General features: G+C 52.7%; 22 protein-coding genes. 9 read left to right on the top strand and 13 right to left on the bottom strand.

What is annotated here, in order from left to right; all coding sequences use genetic code 11:
- The first annotated feature begins 105 nt into the window (after nt 1-105).
- The 6 genes from CA13_RS15030 to CA13_RS15055 all read left to right on the top strand — a co-directional run bounded on the left by CA13_RS15030 (nt 106) and on the right by CA13_RS15055 (nt 8,406).
- Entirely contained in the window at nt 106-3,573 is a 3,468-nt protein-coding gene (locus CA13_RS15030) for a glycosyl hydrolase (RefSeq protein ID WP_146397945.1), read from the top strand.
- A 528-nt stretch (nt 3,574-4,101) separates the two neighbouring features.
- Nucleotides 4,102-4,281 (top strand): hypothetical protein, encoded by a 180-nt coding sequence (locus CA13_RS15035; RefSeq protein ID WP_146397947.1) that lies wholly within the window; start codon nt 4,102-4,104, stop codon nt 4,279-4,281.
- 85 nt (nt 4,282-4,366) lie between these two features.
- Nucleotides 4,367-5,599, top strand: coding sequence for a DUF1559 domain-containing protein (locus CA13_RS15040; RefSeq protein ID WP_146397948.1), 1,233 nt, complete (start codon nt 4,367-4,369; stop codon nt 5,597-5,599).
- A gap of 141 nt (nt 5,600-5,740) precedes the next feature.
- The gene (locus CA13_RS15045) at nt 5,741-6,403 is read left to right on the top strand and encodes a DUF2293 domain-containing protein (RefSeq protein ID WP_146397950.1); all 663 of its coding nucleotides are present in this window, start codon (nt 5,741-5,743) and stop codon (nt 6,401-6,403) included.
- Nucleotides 6,404-6,885: 482 nt separating this feature from the next.
- Nucleotides 6,886-7,881 (top strand): hypothetical protein, encoded by a 996-nt coding sequence (locus CA13_RS15050; RefSeq protein WP_146397952.1) that lies wholly within the window; start codon nt 6,886-6,888, stop codon nt 7,879-7,881.
- A gap of 42 nt (nt 7,882-7,923) precedes the next feature.
- Nucleotides 7,924-8,406, top strand: a complete 483-nt coding sequence (locus CA13_RS15055) for a hypothetical protein (RefSeq protein WP_146397954.1) — start codon at nt 7,924-7,926, stop codon at nt 8,404-8,406.
- Nucleotides 8,407-8,409: 3 nt separating this feature from the next.
- On the opposite strand, the gene CA13_RS15060 is transcribed toward CA13_RS15055, so the two are convergent.
- Nucleotides 8,410-8,889 (bottom strand): hypothetical protein, encoded by a 480-nt coding sequence (locus CA13_RS15060; protein ID WP_146397956.1) that lies wholly within the window; start codon nt 8,887-8,889, stop codon nt 8,410-8,412.
- Nucleotides 8,890-9,327: 438 nt separating this feature from the next.
- Between CA13_RS15060 and CA13_RS15065 the strand changes: the two genes are divergently transcribed.
- Entirely contained in the window at nt 9,328-10,224 is an 897-nt protein-coding gene (locus tag CA13_RS15065; protein WP_146397958.1) for an HDOD domain-containing protein, read from the top strand.
- A gap of 100 nt (nt 10,225-10,324) precedes the next feature.
- Here CA13_RS15065 and CA13_RS15070 read toward each other — a convergent pair whose 3' ends face one another.
- Nucleotides 10,325-10,897 carry a hypothetical protein gene (locus CA13_RS15070; protein ID WP_146397960.1) on the bottom strand — a complete coding sequence of 191 codons (573 nt, stop codon included), beginning with the start codon at nt 10,895-10,897 and terminating at the stop codon, nt 10,325-10,327.
- 163 nt (nt 10,898-11,060) lie between these two features.
- Here CA13_RS15070 and CA13_RS15075 point away from each other — a divergent pair, with 163 nt between their 5' ends.
- Entirely contained in the window at nt 11,061-11,627 is a 567-nt protein-coding gene (locus tag CA13_RS15075; RefSeq protein WP_146397962.1) for a DinB family protein, read from the top strand.
- Nucleotides 11,628-11,656: 29 nt separating this feature from the next.
- Here CA13_RS15075 and CA13_RS15080 read toward each other — a convergent pair whose 3' ends face one another.
- Nucleotides 11,657-13,132, bottom strand: coding sequence for a leucyl aminopeptidase (locus CA13_RS15080; RefSeq protein WP_146403675.1), 1,476 nt, complete (start codon nt 13,130-13,132; stop codon nt 11,657-11,659).
- A 10-nt stretch (nt 13,133-13,142) separates the two neighbouring features.
- Nucleotides 13,143-14,441, bottom strand: coding sequence for an NAD(P)/FAD-dependent oxidoreductase (locus CA13_RS15085; RefSeq protein WP_146397964.1), 1,299 nt, complete (start codon nt 14,439-14,441; stop codon nt 13,143-13,145).
- A gap of 149 nt (nt 14,442-14,590) precedes the next feature.
- Here CA13_RS15085 and CA13_RS15090 point away from each other — a divergent pair, with 149 nt between their 5' ends.
- Entirely contained in the window at nt 14,591-14,911 is a 321-nt protein-coding gene (locus CA13_RS15090) for a hypothetical protein (RefSeq protein ID WP_146397966.1), read from the top strand.
- A gap of 150 nt (nt 14,912-15,061) precedes the next feature.
- On the opposite strand, the gene CA13_RS15095 is transcribed toward CA13_RS15090, so the two are convergent.
- The 9 genes from CA13_RS15095 to CA13_RS15135 all read right to left on the bottom strand — a co-directional run bounded on the left by CA13_RS15095 (nt 15,062) and on the right by CA13_RS15135 (nt 23,663).
- On the bottom strand, nt 15,062-15,460 hold the full coding sequence (locus tag CA13_RS15095) for a hypothetical protein (protein ID WP_146397968.1): 399 nt from the start codon (nt 15,458-15,460) through the stop codon (nt 15,062-15,064).
- Nucleotides 15,461-15,471: 11 nt separating this feature from the next.
- Entirely contained in the window at nt 15,472-16,752 is a 1,281-nt protein-coding gene (locus tag CA13_RS15100) for a beta-ketoacyl-[acyl-carrier-protein] synthase family protein (RefSeq protein WP_146397970.1), read from the bottom strand.
- A 51-nt stretch (nt 16,753-16,803) separates the two neighbouring features.
- A complete protein-coding gene (locus tag CA13_RS15105; protein ID WP_146397972.1) occupies nt 16,804-17,310 on the bottom strand; it encodes a 3-hydroxyacyl-ACP dehydratase FabZ family protein in 507 nt (168 codons plus the stop codon).
- A gap of 7 nt (nt 17,311-17,317) precedes the next feature.
- Nucleotides 17,318-17,707 carry an acyl carrier protein gene (locus CA13_RS15110; protein WP_146397974.1) on the bottom strand — a complete coding sequence of 130 codons (390 nt, stop codon included), beginning with the start codon at nt 17,705-17,707 and terminating at the stop codon, nt 17,318-17,320.
- Nucleotides 17,708-17,785: 78 nt separating this feature from the next.
- Entirely contained in the window at nt 17,786-18,262 is a 477-nt protein-coding gene (locus CA13_RS15115; protein WP_146397976.1) for a 3-hydroxyacyl-ACP dehydratase FabZ family protein, read from the bottom strand.
- A gap of 128 nt (nt 18,263-18,390) precedes the next feature.
- Nucleotides 18,391-18,798: an aspartate 1-decarboxylase gene (panD, locus tag CA13_RS15120; RefSeq protein WP_146397978.1), complete on the bottom strand. Its 408-nt coding sequence runs from the start codon at nt 18,796-18,798 to the stop codon at nt 18,391-18,393.
- A 95-nt stretch (nt 18,799-18,893) separates the two neighbouring features.
- The gene (locus CA13_RS15125; protein WP_146397980.1) at nt 18,894-19,289 is read right to left on the bottom strand and encodes a response regulator; all 396 of its coding nucleotides are present in this window, start codon (nt 19,287-19,289) and stop codon (nt 18,894-18,896) included.
- Between the two features lie 122 nt (nt 19,290-19,411).
- Nucleotides 19,412-21,460, bottom strand: a complete 2,049-nt coding sequence (locus CA13_RS15130; RefSeq protein ID WP_146397982.1) for an outer membrane protein assembly factor BamB family protein — start codon at nt 21,458-21,460, stop codon at nt 19,412-19,414.
- A 73-nt stretch (nt 21,461-21,533) separates the two neighbouring features.
- Nucleotides 21,534-23,663 (bottom strand): outer membrane protein assembly factor BamB family protein, encoded by a 2,130-nt coding sequence (locus CA13_RS15135; protein WP_419194386.1) that lies wholly within the window; start codon nt 23,661-23,663, stop codon nt 21,534-21,536.
- Nucleotides 23,664-24,824: the final 1,161 nt, after the last annotated feature.

Genomic DNA, 24,824 nt, shown 5'->3' on the forward strand with positions numbered 1-24,824 from the left:
GACACCAGAATCACGCCTCACCTCACCACGCAAGTTGCGTCTCACCTGCTAGTCGAAAAATCGCAGATGATTTCTCGTTGAATCAAGCTGGAAAGAAACCTCGCCATGTCGCATCCACTAACGTGCAAAACAACGTTTTGTCTCCTTGTCCTCATCCTCAGTTGCCGAATTTGTACCGCTCAAATTCCAGAAGGCAGAGAAACGCTACTTCAAGGATTTATCTCACCTTCGAAAGAGGCCCGGCCATCTACCTATTGGCTCTGGCTTAATGGATACGTGAATCGGGAACACGTACGACGCGAGCTAGAACAATTTCGCGATAAAGGAATCAGTGGCGTTTGCCTCTTCGACATGGGCGCGCGCGGTATTAAGGAGAAGATGCCACCAAACGGACCTGCTTTCATGAGCGAACACTCGGTCGACGACATTGCTCACGCGGTGCGTGTTGCGGGAGAACTCGACTTGAATGTTCAACTCTCGGTCTCTAGCAGCTGGGACATGGGCGGAAGCTGGGTCAAACCTGAACACGCCAGCATGGGACTCTTTCAATCGACGCTAACGACGATGGGCCCAACAAAGTTCGACCAGCCGCTACCGCTACCATCGCTCCCTACTAAGGCCCCAAAGGATGACGATGGTAAACCGTTGTTCCTAAAGAACGTCGCCGTGTTGGCGGTGCCCATAAAGAAACGCTTGCCCGGCCATGACTTCATCATCCGGATGGATCCGCCGGGAATTCACACGATCCATCGGGCAGTTTTGTACAACACACTAAGCGACAATCCGAAACGGCACGGCGACCAAAATCTTTTTGCGAAGGATTTTTCGATCGCTGTTTCCACAACCGACCCGACAAGCGATGCATTCCATGAAGTACTATCATCATCATTAGCGGCGACAACCGACGCCCAGTCGTTCACGATACCCGCGACAGAGGCGCGCTACGTTCGGCTACGACTCGGCCAAGGACACAACACAAAATTTGACGCCGTTCAGCTCGCCGAATTCGAACTCTACAACGAACAGGGGGTCAATGTCGTCGCATCGCATGAGGCTGACCGAAGCCGCGATGGCGGTGATTTGGTTGGCTACTGTGACCAGCGCGAAAACGTCAACGTCTGGACTGCCCAAAACATCATTGATGGATCCAAAGCAGGCGCTGGCGGAAGTTGGTCCTCGACGGGGCTCCCGCCACTTGTGATTGATAGACTCGAAGACATTATTGACCTGACTGATAGGGTTGACGCCGATGGCCACCTGACGTGGAACGTGCCCGATGGCGAGTGGATCATCATGCGATTTGTCTGTGCCAACACAGGCGAACGACTCAAGGTCCCAAGCCCAAATTCAGACGGTCTCGCTACCGATCATCTCAATCGTGAGGCGACGATCACGTTCCTTGATAAGGAGATCCAAGAACTGCAAAACAAGCTAGGCCCCCTTGGCGATACGGCGCTCAAACAACTTTATCTTGCCAGCTATGAGGTGCGAGGCAGGATATGGACTGCTGATTTGCTTGAGCAGTTTCAATCGTATCGCGGTTACGATATGACACGCTACTTGCCTGCACTTTTGGGACACATCATTGTCAATGATGAGATCACACAACGTTTTCAATATGACTTCCGCAAAACACTCGGCGACCTTCTTGTCGACGCCTATTATCGAACGGCTGCTGAAACGGCTCACCTAGCCGGCATCGGCATTGAATCCGAAGCGGGTGGTCCCGGTCCTCCGATTCATCAGGTGCCCGTCGATGCACTCAAAGCTCAAGGCGCGATCGACGAGATTCGAGGCGAGTTTTGGCCCAAGCGTCCCCACGCCGATCAGCTTTGGGTCGTCAAGGAAACCGCCTGTGCTGGTCACACCTACGGCAAAAGAGTGATTCACATGGAAGCATTCACCAGCATGCACCATTGGCAGGACGGTCCCTTTGATCTTAAGCCCTCTGCGGATCGTGCCTTCTGTGAAGGGGCAAACCATATGGTCTGGCACACCGCAGCCCATCTGCCGCCTGAGTCGGGCCAACCGGGGTGGGTCTACGGTGCCGGCACCCATCTCAATACGAATCGAGTTTGGTGGTCCAAAGCGAAGCCGTTTCTTGACTATCTGGCAAGATGCTCTTTCATGCTTCAGCAAGGAAAATTCGTTGCTGACGTCGTCTACTACTACGGCGATCAAGGCTACAACTTCGTGCCCCCGAAGCATGTTGATCCGTCCCTTGGACAGGGATATGACTACGATGTTGTCAATCGCGAAGTGATTTTGAATCGCATGAGCGTTCATCAAGGGCGGATCACACTGGCCGATGGAATGAGCTATGGCGTCCTGGTTTTGCCCGATCGCCAAGACATCGACATTGACGTCTTGAGGAAGCTTGAGTCACTTATTCGAGACGGCGCAACGGTTGTTGGAGCAAAGCCAACCAAGGCCAATGGATTGACCGATTATCCGCAGCGAGATTTATCCGTTAGGGAACTCGCGGACAAAATTTGGGGCGACTGCGATGGCGAAAAATCGACCGAACATCGATACGGAAAAGGGCGTGTGCGATGCGGCCCGTCGCTTGGCGAGATTCTAGCGAACATGAACGCCGGTCCGGATTTTACGTTTCAATCCTCGAAGCACGATTCGGACCTCGACTTCATCCATCGTCGAACCAACACATCGGACATCTATTTTATTCGCAACAAACAGGATACCTGGACGAATGCCGATTGTGCATTTCGCGCATCTGGCGTGCCCGAACTTTGGGACCCAGCGACCGGCACGACGCAGGCCATTGTACCGCATGAACCATTGGGGGATCGCACTTCAATACCGCTGCAACTGGCTCCCTACGGTTCCGTCTTCGTTGTGTTTCACCATACAGCAAACACATTCAACGGCGGCCTAAAACTAACCGAACCTAACGAGGCGCTCGGTTTGCCAAGAACGCGTATTGAATCGCATGACACAACAGAAACCCAACTCACCGTTTTCCAAAATGGTGAACATCACGTCGTCCAGGGCAGCACGGATGCCCGCGAATGCGTCGTCTCGGATCTTCCTGCGCCACTTACATTGAACGGGCCATGGACGATCACGTTGGAAAAACTTGATGGAGTCCAGCCGACACTCACCATGGATCGACTGGTACCCTGGAACGAAAATGACGACGAAGGCCTTCGCTATTATTCCGGCATTGGATCCCATCATATCGATTTTGAATTGCCCGAAAGTTGGGTTACCGACGAGCGACGCATCTTCTTAGACCTTGGCGAACTCTGGGCTATCGGCACAGTCAAACTGAATGGGCATTCGATCGGCACGCTATGGAAACCGCCCTTTGTCGTCGACATTTGCTCTGCCGCTGTTTCAGGAAAGAACACACTAACGATCGAAGTGGCAAACACCTGGAACAATCGACTCGTTGGCGATGCTTCCTTGGCGCCGGACCATCGCGTCACACGCACCAACATCAGCGGAAACAATGGGGTGGCGTGGAAAGATTGCCCATTGCGCAAGTCCGGTCTGTTCGGCCCAGTCCGATTAATCCCAGGCAAACGAGTGAGTTTACCGTCTAAACCTTAGGTTCGGGAATCACGTGGAAACGACCATTCCGGTTTGGACGAGGAACAAAATTCCACCGGTTGGGCATCGTTGGAAAACGAAAATAGATTCGATGTCGAAGTTCAAAAATCCTTGATGAAGGATTCGAATCGATGCATGATTGCCGTTCCTGTTTGTGGAAGCCATTGGTGCCTTGGGTTTCGATAACTCAACGCATGTTCCCCTCAGCTATATCCGATTTCTCCGATTTGTAGCGGTTATCGTTGCCAGAAAAACTTCAACATCGCGGTCTCCCTAGGCGTTACAACTAAGCACAATCTTTCTTTGCATCACCCAACGCTCGACAGACCAACGAATGAGGAATTCTGTCACCACAAAACGTCTCTAACGGAGCGGGGGCCTTAACTTCACAGAATCTTCATATACAGGCACCTGGACAAGCGAGTTTTCACCGCAAAAATCTCGTTTTACAGGACGGTTTCGTGTCGACAGTTGACGCGTTGTTTTTGGTGGGACCGATAGCTCATTTCCGTAGAGAGAATTTGAAAGATGAAAAGTCATAAAGTGTTTTTGTCCATCACGGTCATTGTCTGTTCTCTATCATTTCCGGGGTGCGGGCGTGATGGAAACACGGTCATCGAACCAGGCGAACCTTATCAGATGACGGAAATTGAAAAGAAGAATGCGGAGCAGAACGACCGCGAGCGAGAAGAGGAAAACCGCCGTTAAGTCTGCACAACCCCGAAACCGTCAAGCAAACGATTCCTACTTTCTAATCAAACTTATCCTTTTCGTTTTTAACCAGGAGCAGAAAATGAAGTCGAACGTACGAACCGCCCGCGGATTTACGTTGGTGGAATTATTGGTGGTGATTGCAATCATCGGAGTCTTGGTCGGATTGTTGCTTCCGGCGGTTCAAGCGGCCCGCGAGGCTGCACGGCGAATGAGTTGTAGCAATAACTTCAAGCAGATCGGCTTGGGGTTACACAACTATCATTCCGCATACAACCAATTGCCCACACAGTTGGGCGGTAGCGGCGGACCACTCAGCGGATCAGACGCTTATTACAAAGCCTCGGACCGAACCAATAACCAATCGAGTAGCTTTCTCATCGGCATCACTCCTTTCATCGAGCAACAGGCGTTGTGGGAACAAATCAGCAACCCGAACTCGACGGACCTCTCGACCCCGGGCGTTCCACGTGTCATTCCTTGGCCCGCGATGGGACCGACGGCAACCGAAGACGTCAACGAATCACCCTCGACCAATTCGGTCAATACGGCATATCAGCCATGGATGACGAGCGTTGCAACGCTTCGCTGCCCAAGCGATCCAGGTGTCGGGTTGCCGGCAATGGGTCGAACAAACTACGCAGCCTGTATCGGCGATGCAACGAGCTATATGGATTCCGGACCCTTTGGCAGTAGGCTCACTCTTGACAACTACCGTAACGAACGATTTCGTGCGGCAGGTCGTGGAGTCTTCAGGGCACGTACGGATATTCGATTCCGTGACATTCTTGATGGCCTTGCCAATTCAATCATGTGTGGCGAGATCGCAACGGACTTGGGTGATCGCGATATCCGCACACTTACGAATACGGGCACGAGCTCAAGCGGAATTCACAACAACCCAACTGATTGCCGTGATGACATCGACGCGTTACGCCCCCAATTTTGGGATCCCAATGTGACAACGCTCGTTGCAGCAAACGAAGGCCGAGGATACCGCTGGGCGAACGGTAACGCAATTTTCACCAGCTTCAATACCATCCTTCCCCCGAACAAGGAAACTTGCGTTCGCTACGGGGATACAGGTTGGGGAATTGTTCCGCCTAGCAGCCGCCATCAAGGTGGATGCCACATCCTTATGTCCGATGGTGCCGTTAAATTCATCACCGACTCAATCGAGGCGGGGCAATCCTCGAACGGAACCGTGCAATTCGGTCAAACGGACAATCGGGCACCAGGCCAAGCCAGCCCGTACGGTTTGTGGGGAGCACTTGGTACCAGGGGCGCCAAGGAAGTCATCGGCGAGGACTTCTAATCGTGACTCGCGAATGCGTGCCACAGCGTGCGCGTGATCGTTTTCTCCGGGGCCTAACGGCCCCGGCTTGTGGGCGGCAAAGATTCAGTTTGGAAGTCACTTACGGATCGGTCCCCTGAATCTTGTTTTAGCAACCATCCCATGAGTCATTCGACATATCTCCCCGGCCCGACGGCCGATACGGTTCGCGATGCTGACGGTAAGACTCTCACGCCACCACCTGATTGGGCACTTTTGCCACCGGGCGACGCGGGACTAACACGCCGCGTAAAAGCCGCAGGTGACTTTTGGATTGTCCAAGAAAAGAAGGGTCGGCGGACTTTTTCGAAAGGGATTTGGGCATCGTCAGCAACGATTGAGCGAATTCGAGGCGATTTGGAGGCCGAGCGGTCGACCGAAGCGTATGCCAAACGCAAATTGGCCGACAAAGCACGTCGCGACCAAGCCCAAGCTACATACGTTGACGAGTTCTACGAGTCGGTGCTCGCGTATTTAGACTTTGCCTCTCCGTACGCCGAGGTAGCTGCGAAAATGGCTCGTGCGATCACCGATCATGCCACTCCGGTTGGCAGCGGCACGGTGGCCCGAACCAAACGCATCTCGGTCGAGCAGCGCGCAGAAGCTGCTGTGATCGCGTGGATGCGTCATCAAACAACGGCCTACGATTCCATGAGCATTCCGCGCGTGAAGGGAAAGCGACGTGAAGTTCGCCGCATGCTTGCGACTCGCTCCAAAGAGCTTCTCTCACGTTATCGACGTGGAGAAGCCATTTCTGAAACTTGCCCACTGAATCGAGCCTTGTAAGGCTAAAGCGTTTCCATTTATTTCGTGGGGCAAGGGTGAAACCTGGCGTCATGCTCTGCTAGGTCTCATACACCCTGCCGGGGGGAACTGCATCCATTCAAATGCTCTCGGAATGAGAAATTTCAGTCGTCCCCCGATAGCCCCGCTCTAATCAAACAGCGATTCCTGAAAGCTGGGCCCAAGTCGCACGTCATTCGATTCAGACACGATTTGGTCCGTGTTAGGCGACGCCCAGGGGTCCGTGTTAGGCGACGCCCAGGGGTTTTGCAACGGTTGCCTTGGGTCAGAAAACCGCCCCGCGTGCAAAAACGGCATATCCGTGACACTTTTTCCACATCGGATCTTCTACCTGAACACCTCGACCGCACCGCGTTTTGGCGAGTGTTGGTCGATTTTCGGCTCTGCCGCTTCATCGTTTGCTCATCGTTCGTTAGCCTCTCAGGGGCTTGATCTTTGACCCTTTTTCTTAGCGATGGATGCCGATGACCCCTGACGATTCTCACGAAACCCCATTCCAGATCGATGATGCTGATTCAGACGAAAACGCTGTCGAGGTTTCGACTGAACAAACCGAGAACCCACCTTCCCACCACGAGTTAACCGAGGTCGAAGCCACGACCGATCCGTACGAATCGGGTGAGGAAGTGGTTGAGCCTGACGTGGTCGAAGCAAACCAAGCTTGGGACGAGGACGATCCCAAACTAGCCGAATTGGCCGAGCCGTTTGTTGGGCAATGGAATACGTTGATTAGCACAACCAATTGGGAGAAAGGAGAAATCATCCATAATTGGCGTCACGCATTGATCGATTCCGGCGCACCGTCGACCGAATATTCCGACGATGCTTGGGCTCGCCGCGTGGGTGGTGTAACAGCGCCGCACGTCGGTCGACTGCGCCGGGTATTTGAGCGGTTCGGATCGACGTACGCCACTTATAAATCATTGTATTGGAGTCATTTCTTGGCGGCGCTCGATTGGGATGATGCTGCGATGTGGCTCGAAGGTGCAGTCCAAGAATCATGGAGCGTGTCGGGGATGCGTGAAAAACGCTGGGAAGCGACCGGCGCGGTCGAATCGCAACGCCCCACTAGCAGCCAGATTGTCGAAGTCGACACGGACGAAGACGTTGTGCTTCCAGCGCAGGGTGGCGGACGTACCAAAGAATATGGTGATGACCCCGACGGCGTTGCCGCAGGACCACGTCACGAGGACCCTGATTTTGGCGATACCGAAGAATTCCAATCGCTTGAAGCTAACCGGCCCCAAGGCGATGCTTCGGGCCTTGAAGTCGAAGACCCTGATCAACCAGCCGTCAGCCAACCGTTTGCAGGTCTTCCCGAGTTGCCCGATGATCTAGCCGATGCGATTGAGTCATTGAAGCTAGCCGTCCTTCGACATAAAACTGCCAAATGGGAACGGATTGATGCCGAATCGGTCCAGCGATATTTGGACGCGATTGGAACCTTGATCCAATCGTAAACGTCCTACCACCAACCACGCCCCTTTGCCGAGAAACGGAAAATGACTTCCCAAAACGCCCTTCGATTGGCATTCGTCCAACGTGGTTTTCTAGCAACTAATCTCATTGCGACGGTTATCGTCGCCGCATCCATCGGGTGTGGTGACGATTCAGCGGCAAAAGAGATCCTGACTCGCAAAGCCTGTCTTGCAGAGATTGAATCGAGTTACCGTTCTTATCAACAGCAGAACGGCGAACCCCCTAAAGACCAACAAGTTTTTGTTGATTCCCTTTCACTTGAAACGGAAACCAACGAGGAGGGGAACACCGCACAAGATGAATTACGGTCACGACTGATGGAAGGCGATTTTATCGTAATGTACGGTGGAAAGCTAAGCGATCAGAAAACGGATGATGCTAACACGATATTGGCATTCGAGGCTGGCGTACCGGGATCAGGTGGCTATGTTGTCTACGGTGACGGCAACGTCCAACATATTCACGCCAAAGTTTTTGCTGAATCCACAACGCTGTCGACAGAGTGATTCTTAGCTCTCAACACGCTTATGTCGGCCAATGCTGATCAGCACTGCGATTGCAGTGATTTGAATCAGCGCGATCATCAGGGGCGGGACTCCCCTCACCTTACCGAGAGTCACCTGCAGCCACATTGGTTCTCGAGCTTCTTGAATTGCGATAAGTTCGCTGATTGATTTTTTCTCTCCAGCAACGATATCGCTTGGCCATGTCGAAGTATGCTCCCAGCCGTGATTGGTTCGCCGCCATCCGGTTGGCGGGATTGGGCGGGGTTGATGTGCATTGAGCAACCTGAGTTCGGTCTCCACAGGCAACGCGAGCGTCGATTCCAAACTCACTTGACCCCGCAGTTGTTCGTCTGCGGAAGAGCCCGAGCCGCGGACTCCGGAAAGCAAGAAAAGAACAACGACCACGACAACACACTTTACGTTGATCCATAACCAACGCTTTAGTTGGCTGATATCGTCAGGGTGCAGTAAAAGTTGAGTCATAGGGAATGTCAACGGTTGCATTTTATGAACCGAGACGCACAGCAGCTTGCCAAGCAATCACCTAAACCATTTAATTCAAAGGACTTAGCAGACCCAATGCAGTTCCATATTTTTTTCCGACGTTGTCCAAACGAAACATCGCCACGATGACGAAACACAACGTATGGTGGACGATGTCATCATTGATCGAGGGGAGTGATCCGCAGGCAGCACTAGGACATATGAATCGGGTTACAGCGACTGTAGCGACCGAATAATCGGCATCGATTCTCATGAATGCCTGCTGTTCCGTAACGAATCTGTTTTGCACCCGATCGGTTTTCGGCCTATTTTTTTACGGATGATGATTGGGAGAGCCATGGCGGCTTTGCGCTGTTCTTCATCCGATAACGGTAATCAACTCGCAAGCTGTCCCGAACTCGAATCACGAATCAGATTATGGCTACGACAATCGACCCGACCACACTTGAAGAAGTATTCCATTCGGAAGTACTGCCTGCGCTTCCGCATAGTGCAATCGCGTTGCTGCAACTTTCGCAGCGATCCGATGTCGGGCCTGCGGAATTCGCCAAGCCGATCGAAGCAGATCCTGGATTGATGGGGCAAGTGCTCAAGTTCGTCAATTCGTCGTACTTTGGCTTTAGTCGCGAAATCATGAGTGTTCAACAATCGTTAACCCTCGTCGGTAGCCGAGCGATCACGAACTTCGCACTCTGGAACGCAGTTTTTAGCGTCATTCCGAATCCAAAGTTCGGTCCTTTTGACTTGAAATCACTTTGGCAAGATTCACTTCGCCGGGCGATCTTCGCGCGAAAACTTGGCAAGAACTTGAAAGTGGAAAACGCCGAAGATTTGTTCGCCGGGGCACTACTGCAAGACATGGCGATTCCACTGCTGTTGAAGGAATTACCTGAGCAATACCAAAGTCTGGTCGAACGAAGGGCGCTTGAAGGACGCCGCTTGAGTGGGCTTGAACAGGAAATGTTCGGCTGGGATCACGCGGAAGCCGCCGCTCTCTTGGCCCAGCGCTGGAGTCTGCCCGACGACTTCGTCAAGTTGATTGCGATGCACACTCAGATCGACGAACTACTTGACCAAGGCGATGCCACCAGAGGAAGTGCCTGTGTCGCACTTGCGTCCTTGCTACCTTCATGCAGCGAATCGGATTGGCACGAACAAGCCGAATTTGTCAGCGGATTCGAACGCTTAACGGACACAAGTGGCACGACGTTGCCCGATTTGTTCGCAGAAGTCGACGAGTCCACAGCCGATTTCGCGCCTCTATTGAAACTACCTGCACCCGCTAGAACATTAGCCGACTACTTGAACGCATAGCCGGTCCTCAATCCGTCACCAGACGGATGACTGGTTGGTGCAATCTTTTATTGACCGAGCACAAGCTCGTAAATGGGGGGGAGCACCGTCCAGCACCGTCCTACGTGGTTATGTCCGGAGTCCAGTCGATGAGAGGCCATTGTTCGGGTGAGTGATGGACGAGTTTGCGAACCAGCGACGGAATCGTTAACTCACCGAACGCGGACATCGTGATCGCCGAGTGGTTGTACATTTGCATCGCTGCGTATGATCTTTCTTGGGCTTCTTTCAGTCCTTCCAAACAGCTTTTAACGGTGGCTAATTCAGCAATCCGCTGGTCCGCTGTGATCATCTTGACTAATCGCTCTGTGGTGATCCATAGCTCGCCGTGAACTGACGAAAACGCTGCCGCTAACTCCACGTCACTCGATTTCTCACAAAGATCTTGCAAGGCCTTGTTCGCCTGCTGACTCTTGCGTTTAATTCGACTTTGTTGTTGGATCTCGAAATCCTTAGGGAGAGAATCCGTCAAGTGACCGATAATCAGGTGCTCTTTCGCGATCGATTCAACAAGATTGCGAAAGACATCGTTTCCTCGGCCCTCCAGCTTGCGAATCGACCGGTATGTCCAAAACCATGCAGCCAGCGATAAGCAAGGCACCGCGGCAACAATCAAAATGACAGTTGAAAGCAAGTTCTCTCTCCGGTGGTACCACCGCAAACAATTCACGAAACGACTTGGTAGAGGTACAGCTGTGTACTTTTCCAAACCCGCCGGTGCTTAGTTACGCACATCTTGCCGAACGGTACAATGGTCCACGTCTCTTTTTTTGCTTTTTATTTCACGAATCCATATTATGAATCGATCTGTTAGTCGGCGACCGGACGAATGCGAACCCACTTCGCCATACCAGCGTCAGTTGATCGACAAAGTCGAGGGTGAGTGCGTAGTTGAGGCCTCAAATGCCCAAATGTATACGCTATGCGAAATGGCCAGCAATATTTGCCCAGAACAAGTAGACAAGGTTCATGCGCCTTATCAATGGACCATCCGACAAGTCCTTGAGCATTGCGCTAACGCGGAACGCGTGTTTGGTTATCGAATGATGCGAATCGCCGCAGGGGACTCCACGGAGCTAGTTGGTTGGGATGAGAACGCTTATGCGAACAGCCGATTTGGACTTGGTAGTTTCGGCCTTTTGATCAGTGAAATTGGATCACTCCGTCAAGCAAATCTACTATTGCTACGGCGCATTACCCCAAAAGCATGGGACCGAATGGGCACTGCGGACGGCCAACAGGTTTCCGTGCGAACGGTTGCATGGATCGCAGCAGGACACCTTCAACACCACATGGAAATCATTGCCAAGCGGTGTGACATCACTTTGCCCCCAACACCAAACGCTCCGACACCAAACGCTTAGGCATTGAACGAAAGCGTGCTCGGTTTGCGTTAACGCACTTCGATCCAATTCAACAGCGAACGGACCATGGCACCGGTGGCACCTGCGTCGCGGTTGGATTTTGGCGAATCCACAAACGCGGGGCCTGCGATGTCGATGTGGACCCAGGGCGTATCACCTACAAAATTTTCAAGGAACTTCGCCGCAGTGATCGCGCCGCCCCATCGGCCATCGCCAACGTTCTTGATATTAGCAACCTTGCTTTGGACCTTTTCGTCGTAGAGCTTGAACATCGGTAACTGCCAAACCGGCTCGCCTTCGACTTTTGCTGCTGCTGAAATTTGATCACAAAGCGACTGATCATTTGTCATTAGCCCAGCCACTTCGGTCCCCAATGCTACCATGCACGCGCCTGTCAAGGTCGCCAAATCAACCATCGCCGACGGATTCGCTTGGATCGCAACATCAAGGGTATCGGCTAAGACGACGCGACCTTCGGCGTCGGTATTTAGAATTTCGATTGTGTTGCCACTGCGTGTTTCAATGACGTCGCCGAGTTTGTAACTACTGCCGCTGACCATGTTTTCGGCCAAACCGCAATACCCGATCACATTTCGCTTGATACCTAGTTTTGCGATCGCGTTCATCACACCAACCACCGTCGCCGCCCCAGCCATGTCGCATTTCATATCGACCATCGATTCGCTTGGCTTTAGCGACAATCCCCCACTGTCAAAGGTAACCCCTTTGCCGACCAGCGCTATCGGCGGCTCGTTTCCGCCACCGAGATGACGCAGCGTAAGCAATCGAGGCGGGCGGACCGAACCAGCGCCGACGGCTAGGATCGCTCGGCATCCCTCGGCCTCCAATCGGCGCTCGTCCCAAACTTCAACCTTCAATCCGGCTTGCTCTGCGATCTTAGTGGCCATCAACGCGAAGCTTTCCGGGTAGACTCGTGACGGAGGTTCATTGACCAAGCGACGAACGTGCATGATCGATTCACCGATGATCGATCCCCTTGTGATCGCATCCTCATCGACAGCCGAAAAACGAATCGCCTCGGGAACAAAAGCCTTTGGGTCGGATTGATAGATTGCTTGGTTTTCGCATGCGTTCACCGCACCCGCCACAATCGAATCATGCATTTCAGCTGGAAATGATTCGGCTAAGGCAATGTCGACCACCGCATGCGGTTGACTGCTTATCGCTCGGATCGCCGTCGCTGCCAAGTCGAACGCACTCGATCGATCTCGCTGCGAACCATCACCAACACCGACGACGACCACGATCGGTGGACCGTCGGAGTGGGGAGATGCCAATTTGTTGACTTCACCACATTTCGACGAAATCAACCCGCGCTCACAAAGTCGATCGATCCATCCCCGAGCCGTCTTGTTGACGCGGTCCAACGTTGGCGGTGGGTCCTCATCAGCCGACAAACCGATGATCAACACGTCGACCGAGGAATCGGAGGGAGCATCAAGTGCTTTAAGTTCAGGCGAAGGAAAAGGATGGCTTTCGAGCATCAAATGGCAATCAGTGAGAGGGTGTTTCACAAGTCAAAATTTCGGCAGCAGCTCTTAAGCCGCTATTCATCGCCCCTTGGATGCTAGGTGTTTCGCGATGATCACCACAAACAAACAAATGGGGATGAGGAGAATCAACTCGGAGCCGAACCGATCGCTCCACAGGGTCTAACGACAATTGGGGCAAGCCATAAGGTACATGATAGACCTGGATTCGTCGCCATGACGCGACCGATTCACCGAACCAATGCGTCAACGTTTGCCTAAGCGAATGATCAAGCTTGTCAATATCGTCATGATGACTCAACTTCGTGCTGACGGAAATCAAATGTTGCCCCGCTGGTGCATACTTACTCGCAATGTTGGTCATCACGGCTGCCGTTTGCACCGGCCCGTTGTCGTCCCCACGAAGGATCAATCGTTTGTGGTGATTAGGAGCTTTCGCTGCGGCATAGTAAACCGTCGTGGTTCCAAACCAATCGGTCGCTAGTGACGACAGCTCTGTCAAACGTGCCGCCGCACCACTTTCGGTCGCGACGACGACGGTCTTGGCAAGAAGTTTTCGCCCATCTGTCAATCGGACTCCATCCGCTTCGATTGCCGACACACTGCGGTTCAGTTCGATTGCTTCACCGGGCAATCGATGGGCCAATTGTTTTGGGATCGCTTCCATGCCCGCGGCCGGTATCGCAACGTCTGCTTCGCTGAACATTCGGAAGACGAACTCAAGCATCCGGCTCGGAACTCTGAGCGACTCGTCAAGAAAAACGCCACCGAGGAACGGACGAAAGAATTGGTCGATGATCCGTTTAGAAAACCCGTCGGCTTGAAGCCGTTGGACCGTTGTGGTTTGCGGCCGATGGTAAAGTTCGTCGAGCGAACCTCGCTTGCTTGCATGCCTCAATCCTGCAATCCGCAATTTGTCACTGATGGAACCGACGGGATTAAACGCCGTCGAGGGAATTTCGAGCGGCCGTCGCCAAGGATCGCTCAACAGCGAAAACGACTCGTTTTGCCGAACCAAAGCTCCGGGATCGAATGATTGAAGATTTAATCCGTCATAATCGAGCAGTTCGCGGCACGCCGGATATGCGGTCAACAGGACCTGAAAACCATGGTCGAGCGTGAAGCCATCGATGTGGTCCGTTCGCACCCGCCCGCCCACACGATCGGTCGCTTCGAGCAACCGCACGGTTGGTTTCGACGCGCCGGGCGTTTCACAAAGGCGAACCGCACAGGAAAGTCCCGCGAGCCCCGCCCCAATGATTGCTACGTCGCAAGCGTCAGGTGCAGATGCTGACTGATGCATGTTTCACAGATTTTTTTGGAGTGACCGGAATTCTTTTCTGAAAATTCTACCGCTGTGACCAACCTTGTCACAGAGCCTGCGATAGATGAAGTAGCCCCAGGGGCATTAAACGATTTACCAAAACACCGTATCGAAATAGGGAAGTTCACATGGCCAAGTATTACGTGCAATCCGGAAATTTGCGAACGATCGTCCAAGCCGAATCAAGCCGAAAGGCAGCAATTTGGGCGGTCCACCAAGCGATGCAACAAGTGTTACCAATCGACGAAACTCGGTTCTCCGAAACGCCAAGCCACGAAGACGGTCCGCCTCGGACCGTGATCATGTTGACCAAACGGATGACCGTTAGCGAACGTGGCTATGACCGCAGCGATGCAAATGATTTGTCCACATTAGAAGTAATGAATGAGTGGAATCGCATGATCGCCACCCTCGATCGGCTCGAACAAATGATGCACCATGCGGCATGATTGTATGATCCGCAGCTTCCGGATACATAGTTGCCGAGCAGAAACCAAACGGTTGAAGTTCGGCCTTTCGCCCTTTTCAAAGGCATCGCAGTTGTTGGTTGCTCGGCTGCACTCCAATTGGCAACCTCGCAGGTTCGCCTCAGCAAATGCCTATTTCCGAAGGTAACCGGCACTGGTTTGGAAATAGCGTCGGCGACGTTCGTCTGTGGGAGGGTCCGAGACCGACGCTTGTTGTAAATCGACTAAGTTCGCTTGGCAATAACGACAACCGACTTCATCGATATGGAAACGAATGTAGTCGGCCGATTCTTCTTCAAGCGTACCTAAGACGTATTGGCCAAGCTCCGATCGACTTGGGCATGATAAACGCTCGCGTCGCCATATCGCACCGATCGTGTGCAGCCCCGCAGATTCGCGTCCTTGAATTTCCGTCAATCGTTTCCGTAACGCTGCGTCAATCCGCAAACGGTGCTCTAGCTCCGCACTCCGGTTCGGCGGCAATGCTTCGTCAAGAAACGCGGCAAGTTCCGAATCGGTGAATTGAATCATAGAAAGGCCATTTACTCGAATCGACGCAAACAGAGCGTGACGTTTTGTCCGCCAAATCCAAAACTATTATTCAGCGCGTGTTGCACGGTCGCTTCGCGAGCGACATTGGGAACGTAATCGAGATCGCAATCGGGATCAGGATTCTCGTAATTGATCGTGGGTGGCAAAACGGAATCGCGAATTGCTAATAAACAAACAATCAACTCGGTCACACCACCGGCGGCGATTAAGTGCCCCATCATGCTCTTCGTACTACTGACAGGAACCTTGTGAGCATTTTCGCCAAAAACGTCTTTACACGCTTTCGTTTCAACTTTGTCGTTCACCGTCGTGCTGGTACCGTGCGCGTTGACATATTGAATGTCGGAGGGATTTAGTCCTGCGTCGGAAATCGCCATTCGCATCGCCGAGATCCCGCCATGACCATCAGGCGGAATGTCCGTGACGCGATATGCATCGGCAGTCGAACCATATCCGGCAACTTCACCATAAATGGTGGCGCCGCGTTTCTTTGCCGCTTCGAGTTCTTCGAGAACGATCATCGCGGAACCTTCGCCAAGAACAAACCCGTTGCGAAGTCGGTCAAACGGACGACTTGCCTTGGTAGGTTCATCATTGCTTTCGCTCATCGCCGTGAGCAAATTAAAGCCGGTCACACCGAGTGGATGGATCATGCTATGCGTTCCTCCGGCAAGCATCACATCCGCATCACCGCGGCGAATAATTTCGGTCGCTTCGCCACACGCTTGGCTGCTGGCGGCGCAGGCGGTCAAGCAGTTGAGATTGGGTCCTTGGGCGTTGAAAAGAGCTGCCAAGTGTGCGGCAGGCATGTTCGGTTCCTGCTCGAGCTCCTTTGCCGGATCGAGTAGTTCGATTCCCTTGGCGATGAATTTCGCTGCGTCGTAGTCACCATCTTCGAGCGCCGCCGACATCATCTTGCTAAACGTCATGAAGTCTTGGTTGCCTTCGCCACTACCCATGTAGACGCCAAATCGCGTCGGATCAATTATCGAATCGATCACGCCGCTATCTTGCATCGCCTGTTTGGCTGCACCAATCGCAAAACGCGTGTGGCGGCCACGTTTGGCCCATTTTTCCAACGGCTCGCCAACTTTGGTGACATCCCAATCTTTGACTTCGGCGCTGATCTTTGTTGGAAAACCGCTGGCGTCAAACAGCGTCGTTTTGGCGACACCACTTTTGCCTTCCTTTAGGCCCGACCAAACGGCTTGAGCGTCATGGCCCATCGGGTTGATCATACCGATACCAGTGACGACGACTCGGCGACGCATGGGGGAACCTTCTGTAATTGATGTTGAAAGGGATTGGGAAAAAGGGGCTTGCTAAAGGTTAGCGTACTTGGGAACAGGGTTGCCCTGCGAGTCGACCGCGACATGGAAAAAGTGCATCAGTCGTAACATCGCTTCGAGGTCACCGGGACCAAATAGCGGGCCGTCGGTGAACCGGCCCTCTTCTAAAAATGCGAACATCAAATCGATTTCCGCGTGTCGCTTATCGCCAATGTGGCTAACGCTGGTCACGGTTGCACCTGTGTCGTGCACCGACTCCATGTTCACTTTGTAGGAGAGTTGATCCCCAGGAATCGCGGGACAGTAAAACTGTGCCTTACCGACTTTCGCCAAAACACATCGTTTTTCAAACGCGAAATGTTCAGAGACCAATATTCCACCCAACTGGGCCATGCCCTCGATCACCAATGTTGGTGGCAACATGGGAAACCCAGGCTGGTATTCGTCCACAACCACTTCGTCCAACGACACATTCTTGATGCCGTGAGCGTGGCTGCCGCTAACAAATTCGGTAAAACGATCGACCCAGAACCAACGCATCGGCGGACTAGGCTCCAAGCTTTGTTTGGACGTAATTGCACAAGTCGCCAACGGTCAACAAGTTGCCAAAGTTCTCAACGCGAGGATCGGTTTCGAACTCCGACAAGTCGGCCCAAGGCATGCGAGTCTTCAATTCCACCAAACCGTCGGCGGTGACTTTGCCATCTTGGACGTATTGGGTGTTGGTCAAAACATCTTCGGGCGACAATTCTTCGCGAGGAATAGTGATGTCGAATGCTTTTTCGAGCTTGAAGACAATATCCAGAAAGTCAATCGATTCGGCGCCCAGGTCGCCGACCAAGGTCGCATCACTCGTTACTTCGTCATCATCCACGCCGAGAGCGTCTACGAGTGATTCTTGAACTTTTGCAAAGATGTCGTCTTGAGAAAGGGCCATGAGCGGGAATCCTTCGGTTTTCTTTTTAGTAAATGGAGCTGATGGAAGTTAAACAGTAATACGATGTCGTCGTCGCGACTAAGTCGAAAGCAGAGGTCCAAAGAGTTCCTGGAACTGTTTTTTCGCACGCTGCCGCACGTCTTGGTCGGTTTGTAATCTTTCTGGATCGTTACAGCTACACCGTTCTAATAACAGTCGGGCGGAAACGGTCGTTCGACCTTGCTTGGTTGCCGAAGCTTTGACAGTGGTTAAAAGGCCGTCGGTCTTGATTGATTCGGCCCTGATCTGAAGCGTTTCACCGGGAGCAAGGAAATCCCCGAATTTGACGCTTCGCGCTTCGCGTAGCAAGACCAATGGGTACTGAAAATCGTCTCCCGTACGAATCATCCATATCGCCGCTTGGTACAATGCCTCAAGCATCATCACCCCCGGCATGACGGGAAAACGTGGAAAATGGTCAAGCAAGCACTCTTCCTCGGCCCGAAGCGTTCGCTCAGCCGTGATTCGCTTGCCAGGTTCGATCGCAATGATCTTGTCGAGTTGTCGGTACTTCATGGAATCCGTGAATTAGGTCAATCTGGTGCAGCATGAAAATGGCCACCCGAGTGCCATAAAATAGTTTTCCCGACCGATTCACTCAACCGGACTTACCTAACCAACATGAACCTTGGGATGCTTTTTCGCTATCCTTGCACTGGCTCACGCCGCTGGGGACCAGCGATTTCGGGGCCTGAGTGGATAATCTGGTTCGATTGATTCACAAAAACCAATTTCGGCTGATGGTTAACGGCATCAGACTCCGGAACAAAAGTATAGGTCGCCAAGATCACTCGGTCGCCCGGCTGCATCAAATGAGCGGCCGCACCGTTCATGCAAATGTCACTGGATCCAGGCAACCCGGCGATCGCGTAGGTTTCCAGTCGCGTTCCCCGGGTGGTGTTCCAAACATGGACCGACTCATAGGGTAATATTCCCGCAGCCCGCATCAATTCCGGCGGAATGGTGACGCTGCCTTCATAATCGACATCGGCCCCCGTTACGGTGGCACGATGGATTTTTGCCGAGAGTAGTTTTCGAGTTGGTCCTGTCATCGTCACTTTTTTGTACGTCAGGCTTAAAAGATACGATAGAATTCTAGCCTAACATTGGGGGTTGCCCAGCCAGTCGGAGAAAGGCTGACATACGTCTATTCTGCTTTTTCAATGACCTTTTCGGCCAAATAGGGCTCTAGCAACTCTCGCGTGACTTCATCTTCGAGCGTCAGCTTACCAAAACCAAGGACGCCGCCCAGCTCCACTGCCGATTGTTGGTGCTCTTCATAATTGGTCACCAACATCACGGGAATTTCACTAAATTCTGCATCGGCCTTAATTTTAGCAAGAATTTCCAAACCGTCCGTATAGTCTCGGTCGAGTTTTCGATTGATGGTCACCAAATCCACTTTGCGAGTGCGTAATGCCTCGACTGTATCGTCGAGGCCGTGCGTTTGAATCACCGACGCTCGGAAATGCGACGAGGCCATCCGGCGGATTGCTTGGAAATCAGGGCCACAATTGCCACAGTCGACTAATAATTTCGCCATCTTATCGCCGCTTCGTTTCCGAAAGGGCACTTATCGAAAAATCGAGGAAAAAGGAGTTCGTACAAGGAGATTATCCAAGACTCTTCGGCTGACAAGCACCGAATGCTCAGCAAATCATGTCACTATTTGGACCTTCCGATGGCGAAAAGCTTGTCTTTGGTGCTGATATACACCGTTGAATTAGCAGCAACGGGCGTGCTGTAAACGCTGGTTCCCATGTTAATTTCATCGACCGGCTCATTATTTTTTGGGCCAAATTCGAAAATTGCAACATCCCCGTCCTCATCGCCGAAATACACGCGTCCATCGGCAATCAACGGGCTGCCCCAACTTTGGGCAAACATGTCGTAGGTAAAATAGACAATTGGCTTTCCCTCTTCGCTCGGTTTTGCATCCAAACAATGCACCAAACCGGCAAAGTCGGCGATGTAGAGGATGTCATCCTTGATTGCCACCGTGCCACAGCTGCGATGCATCTCTTCCTCGAAGTCAAACTCTCCATCCGCGTTTTGATCCGCCATGCTGTAGTGCCACACGACGGCTGAATTGGGGTTGTCGACTGCTGCTTCGCCATTCTTTGGAATCACCGCTTGAATTCGACGGTGAGGAATCGGTGTTCGCGTTCCATCGTCTTCAATTTTGACTGCTAACTCCGGCGAAACGTCGCCTCGCATGGTTGGATCAATACACCACAAGTGGCCTTCGCCTTCACCATGCTCGGGGTCTTGGCCGACGGCGACGTAAACGTGTCCATCATAAGCAACCGGCGTTGCGATAATGTTATTGCGGGTCCCTTTTCCGCCAAGCTTCCAGACCGACTCCTTCGGATTGCAATCAAACTTCCACAACAACTCCGGTTTCCCATCAATCCCCTTATCCGCTTTGAAACTGTAAATGTATCCATCTCCACCAGCGAACAAAGCTTGCGGCACACCGCCAAACTCAGCAACCGCAGGGCTTGACCATTGGCCGTGAACCAAGTTGTTACCGGGCGAATCATTCGTCCAGTAAACTTCGGCCGTGTGTTTGTCCATGCAAATGAAACTTGGAGCGTCAGGGGCGGGCAAGTTGATGTGCGACTCATCGATTCCGTTGCTGGTATTGACGAACAAGAGATCGCCATAGCCGGTGACGCTGCACGACGCCATGTTGTGTTGGCTAACGCCAAGCTCTTCCATCATGTTGTATACCCAGACGGTATCCGCATCGCGTTGGTCGCTTGTGCCAAGGGTTTTGATGAACATCAGCCGCGGACCGATCGCTTTGACAGTGATGACACGGTCCACGCCCGCGAACTTGCCCATCAACGTCCAAACCTTTCCTTCACTAATTGTTTTCACTTCCGCATCGCCATCGAGCGGTTCACCAGCTTCTTCGAGCGTCTGTTTTGCTTCGTCCGAAAGTGCACCCTTGGTCAACGCTGCCATCGTGGCCTCGTAAGCTTTCGCCCCCGGACCGGCGTTCATGATCTGCGCGACATTGGCAGGCTCGTTCACAACCGGACCGTCGTCTTCACCGTCGAGGAAACCTTCGGTATCCAAACAACGCACTTCACCACGGCTCGTGACAAACCACAAGCGATCTCCTTCGACCATCGACGCTGAACACACGCCCTGCAAAGGCCAATCGTGAACGCGGCCAGTAATCAATTTCTCGCTACTATGTTGCCACAGGAAATCACCATTCACTTCGTCAAATGCCAACAAGCATCCCAAGTCCACGGTCGAAGGATAGCGATCTAGATAGCCAGCCCCGTTGTTGGTACCAACAAAAACCTTTCCATCGGAGATCACAGGGTTACCGTACGTTTGGCTACCAAGCTGCGATACCCAGCGGATGTTCTCGGATGATTCCTTATCCCACTCGCCCGTTTTGCGGTCAAAGTTACCGATGTCCCACATATCGGTAAGGCCGGTCACGTTGGGCGTGTTGTTACGTAGCCGAGTTCCACCCCACTGTGGCCACGAATCGCCTGCTTCGAGTATCGCTTCGGGCTTCTTGAATTCTTGGACCTCCGCCGATGCAGTCTCGGTTGAAACCAAGGCTAACTCGGGTGAATCTGCTTGCGCAACCGTCGCAGGATGACAACCGCTCAGGGCAAGCGACATCAGACTGCCACTAAAGGTGGCTGCAAAAATCAAGGCCCATGCGGACATTTCGTTTTTCTTCATTCGATTAATTGGTGCGTTGTAGGTTGTGTTGAATCAGGCTGAGAAAGGCGAGCGAACCGGAAATTAATACGCGTTAATACTCGGGCGGTTCGTTCGCAAACACTTCGACGTTGTCGATGTAGATTTCTGCATCTTTCGCGTTACCGTATAAACCAGGACTAGCATTCATGTTGGGCGATTCGTCTCTTGCGATAATCGTCCACTCTTTTGGCTCCTGTTCCTCACGCGGCCAAACCTTCCCTTTCAGGATAGCGACTGCCGCGGGCGGTTCGCTTTCAATCTCCGCACGGAGCTTGATGCGATACCAAGTATCTTCCTTCCAAGGAAAATCGATCGCTTTCGCCATCCTCAACTGAGCATCCCAAGTGCGGATTTGCAGCTTTTGGCTCTCTCCCATCATATCCAAGGCGTAGCCTTGAGCGGTCACGCCGATATCGGGCAACTTATCTCCCATCCGCGCACCACGAACATCTGCCGTAATCGTGTACTCGGACAGATTGCTTGGCCCCATCGAACTGCGACTACGAGCTCCCTTGGGGATGGTCACTACTTTCACAAGCGTCGGTGAACCATCGACATCGCGGATCACATGTCGATAGCGAGCACCAACCCAGGATAACGGTGGATCACTCAAACCATCAAAGGTGAATTTCCACGGCAGCGGCGGAATGATGCGAACGCGAGCGAATCCGGACGCGCCGCCATTTTGGGCCGTAATCGTCGCGCCGGTGTGAGCAACATCCGATGACGCAGTGAACGTGTTTCCTGTAATCGCTCCGGGACCGCTGACATCGAACATGACCGAATCGGGCGTTTCAACTTGTTGGCCGATTCGATTGAAGGCACGAATCGTCAAGTCGATCGATTCACCTGGTTGAACAATCTTCTCGGCCGGAACGATCAGCAGTTGTGCGACGTCAGAATTTTGGGATACCGGCGTTTCTTGCCCCATCGATGAAGCCATATCGACCGCTTCCTGAGTCGCGGACTCGTTTGAAACACAGTACAACGCTGAGGTGCTTTGAAAATAGAGCCGCCCATCGGCCACAATCGGCGAGGCGGCAAATTGAGTATCACGAATTCGCCCTTTGCTGATCACATCGAACCCATCTTCGGTTGGCTCGACGATCGCCCACGGGCCGTTTTCGCTGAGAACATAGATTTTCCCATCCGCGGCCAACAGCGCACTTCGTTGACGACTACTTACGAAACCCTTCTGCTCAACAATCGGTTCGCCGGTCATTTTGTCGAAGATCCACATCTTGCAACGATCATCCACGACGTATAAGCGGTCACCAATCACAACCGGTTCGCTATAGCCGACGATCAATTCTTTTCGCTTCCAAACTTCTTCGACTTTCGTTTCGTTGCCGGTTCCCGAAATTCTCAACGCAGCAACCGCTCCCATCGAGCGTCCGTCGGTGTTCTCTTCGCTATGTGTCGCGAACACCATGTTTCCGTCGACGAGTGGCGTCGCATAGATCCCTCGCCGGGACAACTCGTAATGCCAAAGTGGCTTCCCCGTTCGCGGCTGGAAGCCCCAAATCGAGCCATCGCCGGCCCCAAGGATCAATTGGCGCTGGCCATCAATCGTAACGAGACTCGGTGCGGAATAGGTCGTGTCCTCGGGCAGATCGCGCGTACCACTGAACCAAACCAATTCCCCCGTTCGTTTATCGAATGCCATTAAACGGTGATTCGGTTTGGCGTAGTCACCCCAATTAATGATGATGCCACTGATGATAACGAGGTGCTCGTGGATCACCGGAAAATTGGTTCGCCCGCCGTAGGTACTCAGCATTCCGAATTCTTCATGCAGCGGGACTTCCCAAACCGTTTCGCCTGTTTCGCCGTTGATACATTTGAAAAGAGCACAGGCACCGAGGACATAGATATTGCCCGTTTCGACGTCAGCGACCGGGCTCGTCCAACCCACGCGTTCGGCTGGGACATCGGACAGGTAGACGTTGTAGCGGTTTTCCCAAAGGGACTCACCTGTCTTGGCATCCAAGCAAACGACCTTTTCGCCTTCCCGTGGCGTGTCTTCTTCGGAACGTTGGATCGAATAAAGCCGCCCGTTCATAACGACAGGTGTACAGATACCAGTGGCCTCGGTACTTTTCCAAAGCAAATTGCTTCCTTCACCGCCGCCCGGATCCCAATCACTCGGCAAACCGGTCGCCTGGGCGGTGCCATTGAACATTGGACCACGCCAATAGGGCCAATCTGCATTTTGGGCCGAGGCGCAAGAGAAACACAGGAAGGAAAAGGCGATTCCAATAGCAATTGACAGCAAACTCTGTAGCGATCGACAGAACACAAAATTCATATGGGGACTCGTCAGAGGTGACAGGACAGGGAAGCAAATACTTCGTCAGAGGGGCAGAATAGGCTCGAGTTGGTATTTTATACCGATTGTAGTCAGCAAACTAGGCGCAGAATGGGTGCGACCGAATTGCCAGGAAAAACAGGTGTTTTTTACCCAGCCGTCAAAGCCTTCCAAGCGATCAAAAATCGCCCGGAACAGTGATTCAAACGGAGATCTACGCCGATATCGTTATTGTCTCACCCCAAGTATGCCCTGATCACGCAAGTGAACAAGCTGTACAGAAAAGGGTGAGACGACCCAAAATGGTCTCGGTATCGGATGCCGAGACAAAACGGATGGTTAATCCATTTGAAAATAGAACCTTTACACGCATCCCGTTTGGCAAGGCTGTACTGAGCCGAAACTGGGGTGGTGTCAGGGAGAACGTTAAGCTGAACGAAGTCGGCGGGCCGGGTGTCCGCACCCGAATCCGTTGGAGCTTATCGAACAGAGGAATTCAGAGGTGTGCTCGCCGGCGACTTCGTTCGGCGACTGGATCTCACCTATAACCTGAACGGTGAAGAATGTATTTTCAAGTTTGGAACATCTCAACCACTACCCGCAAAATTGCATAAGGGAGATATGGCTCCAATGAAGCGGACTATCTTAACTTTGACTCTCGTGTTGGGCTGCTCGATCTGTACTCAATCCTTCGGGTTTGACCTACTTGACCGGATGCTCGGCGTAAAAGGCTGCTGCTCAAGCAGCTGTGATACCGGATGCTGCCAAGAACCCACTTGTGGCTGCGAAGCCCCGTGCGAAGTATCTTGCGAACCTACTTGTGGCTGCGAAGCCCCTTGTGAAGTATCCTGCGAACCCACCTGTGGCTGCGAAGCCAAAGGTTGTGGACTACTAAGCGGTAGCTGCCTAAGTGGCGGTTGTGCTGAACCTACCTGCGGCTGCGAAGCTCCTTGCGAAATCGCTTGCGAACCCACCTGTGGCTGCGAAGCTCCTGCTTGTGGATGCGACAGTGGTTGTGCACCGAAGGGCTGCGGA

The sequence above is a fragment of the Novipirellula herctigrandis genome, from assembly GCA_007859835.1.
GTDB lineage: Bacteria > Planctomycetota > Planctomycetia > Pirellulales > Pirellulaceae > Novipirellula_A > Novipirellula_A herctigrandis.

Coding starts and splice junctions, on each gene's coding strand:
- CA13_RS15090 (WP_146397966.1), top strand. CDS start 14,591: ATGGCCAAGTATTACGTGCAATCCGGAAATTTGCGAACGATCGTCCAA.
- CA13_RS15045 (WP_146397950.1), top strand. CDS start 5,741: ATGAGTCATTCGACATATCTCCCCGGCCCGACGGCCGATACGGTTCGC.
- CA13_RS15050 (WP_146397952.1), top strand. CDS start 6,886: ATGACCCCTGACGATTCTCACGAAACCCCATTCCAGATCGATGATGCT.
- panD (WP_146397978.1), bottom strand. CDS start 18,798: ATGACAGGACCAACTCGAAAACTACTCTCGGCAAAAATCCATCGTGCC.
- CA13_RS15100 (WP_146397970.1), bottom strand. CDS start 16,752: ATGCGTCGCCGAGTCGTCGTCACTGGTATCGGTATGATCAACCCGATG.
- CA13_RS15065 (WP_146397958.1), top strand. CDS start 9,328: ATGGCTACGACAATCGACCCGACCACACTTGAAGAAGTATTCCATTCG.
- CA13_RS15110 (WP_146397974.1), bottom strand. CDS start 17,707: ATGGCCCTTTCTCAAGACGACATCTTTGCAAAAGTTCAAGAATCACTC.
- CA13_RS15125 (WP_146397980.1), bottom strand. CDS start 19,289: ATGGCGAAATTATTAGTCGACTGTGGCAATTGTGGCCCTGATTTCCAA.
- CA13_RS15055 (WP_146397954.1), top strand. CDS start 7,924: ATGACTTCCCAAAACGCCCTTCGATTGGCATTCGTCCAACGTGGTTTT.
- CA13_RS15080 (WP_146403675.1), bottom strand. CDS start 13,132: ATGCTCGAAAGCCATCCTTTTCCTTCGCCTGAACTTAAAGCACTTGAT.
- CA13_RS15105 (WP_146397972.1), bottom strand. CDS start 17,310: ATGCGTTGGTTCTGGGTCGATCGTTTTACCGAATTTGTTAGCGGCAGC.
- CA13_RS15030 (WP_146397945.1), top strand. CDS start 106: ATGTCGCATCCACTAACGTGCAAAACAACGTTTTGTCTCCTTGTCCTC.
- CA13_RS15130 (WP_146397982.1), bottom strand. CDS start 21,460: ATGAAGAAAAACGAAATGTCCGCATGGGCCTTGATTTTTGCAGCCACC.
- CA13_RS15095 (WP_146397968.1), bottom strand. CDS start 15,460: ATGATTCAATTCACCGATTCGGAACTTGCCGCGTTTCTTGACGAAGCA.
- CA13_RS15035 (WP_146397947.1), top strand. CDS start 4,102: ATGAAAAGTCATAAAGTGTTTTTGTCCATCACGGTCATTGTCTGTTCT.
- CA13_RS15040 (WP_146397948.1), top strand. CDS start 4,367: ATGAAGTCGAACGTACGAACCGCCCGCGGATTTACGTTGGTGGAATTA.
- CA13_RS15115 (WP_146397976.1), bottom strand. CDS start 18,262: ATGAAGTACCGACAACTCGACAAGATCATTGCGATCGAACCTGGCAAG.
- CA13_RS15085 (WP_146397964.1), bottom strand. CDS start 14,441: ATGCATCAGTCAGCATCTGCACCTGACGCTTGCGACGTAGCAATCATT.
- CA13_RS15135 (WP_419194386.1), bottom strand. CDS start 23,663: ATGTTCAATGGCACCGCCCAGGCGACCGGTTTGCCGAGTGATTGGGAT.
- CA13_RS15075 (WP_146397962.1), top strand. CDS start 11,061: ATGAATCGATCTGTTAGTCGGCGACCGGACGAATGCGAACCCACTTCG.
- CA13_RS15060 (WP_146397956.1), bottom strand. CDS start 8,889: ATGACTCAACTTTTACTGCACCCTGACGATATCAGCCAACTAAAGCGT.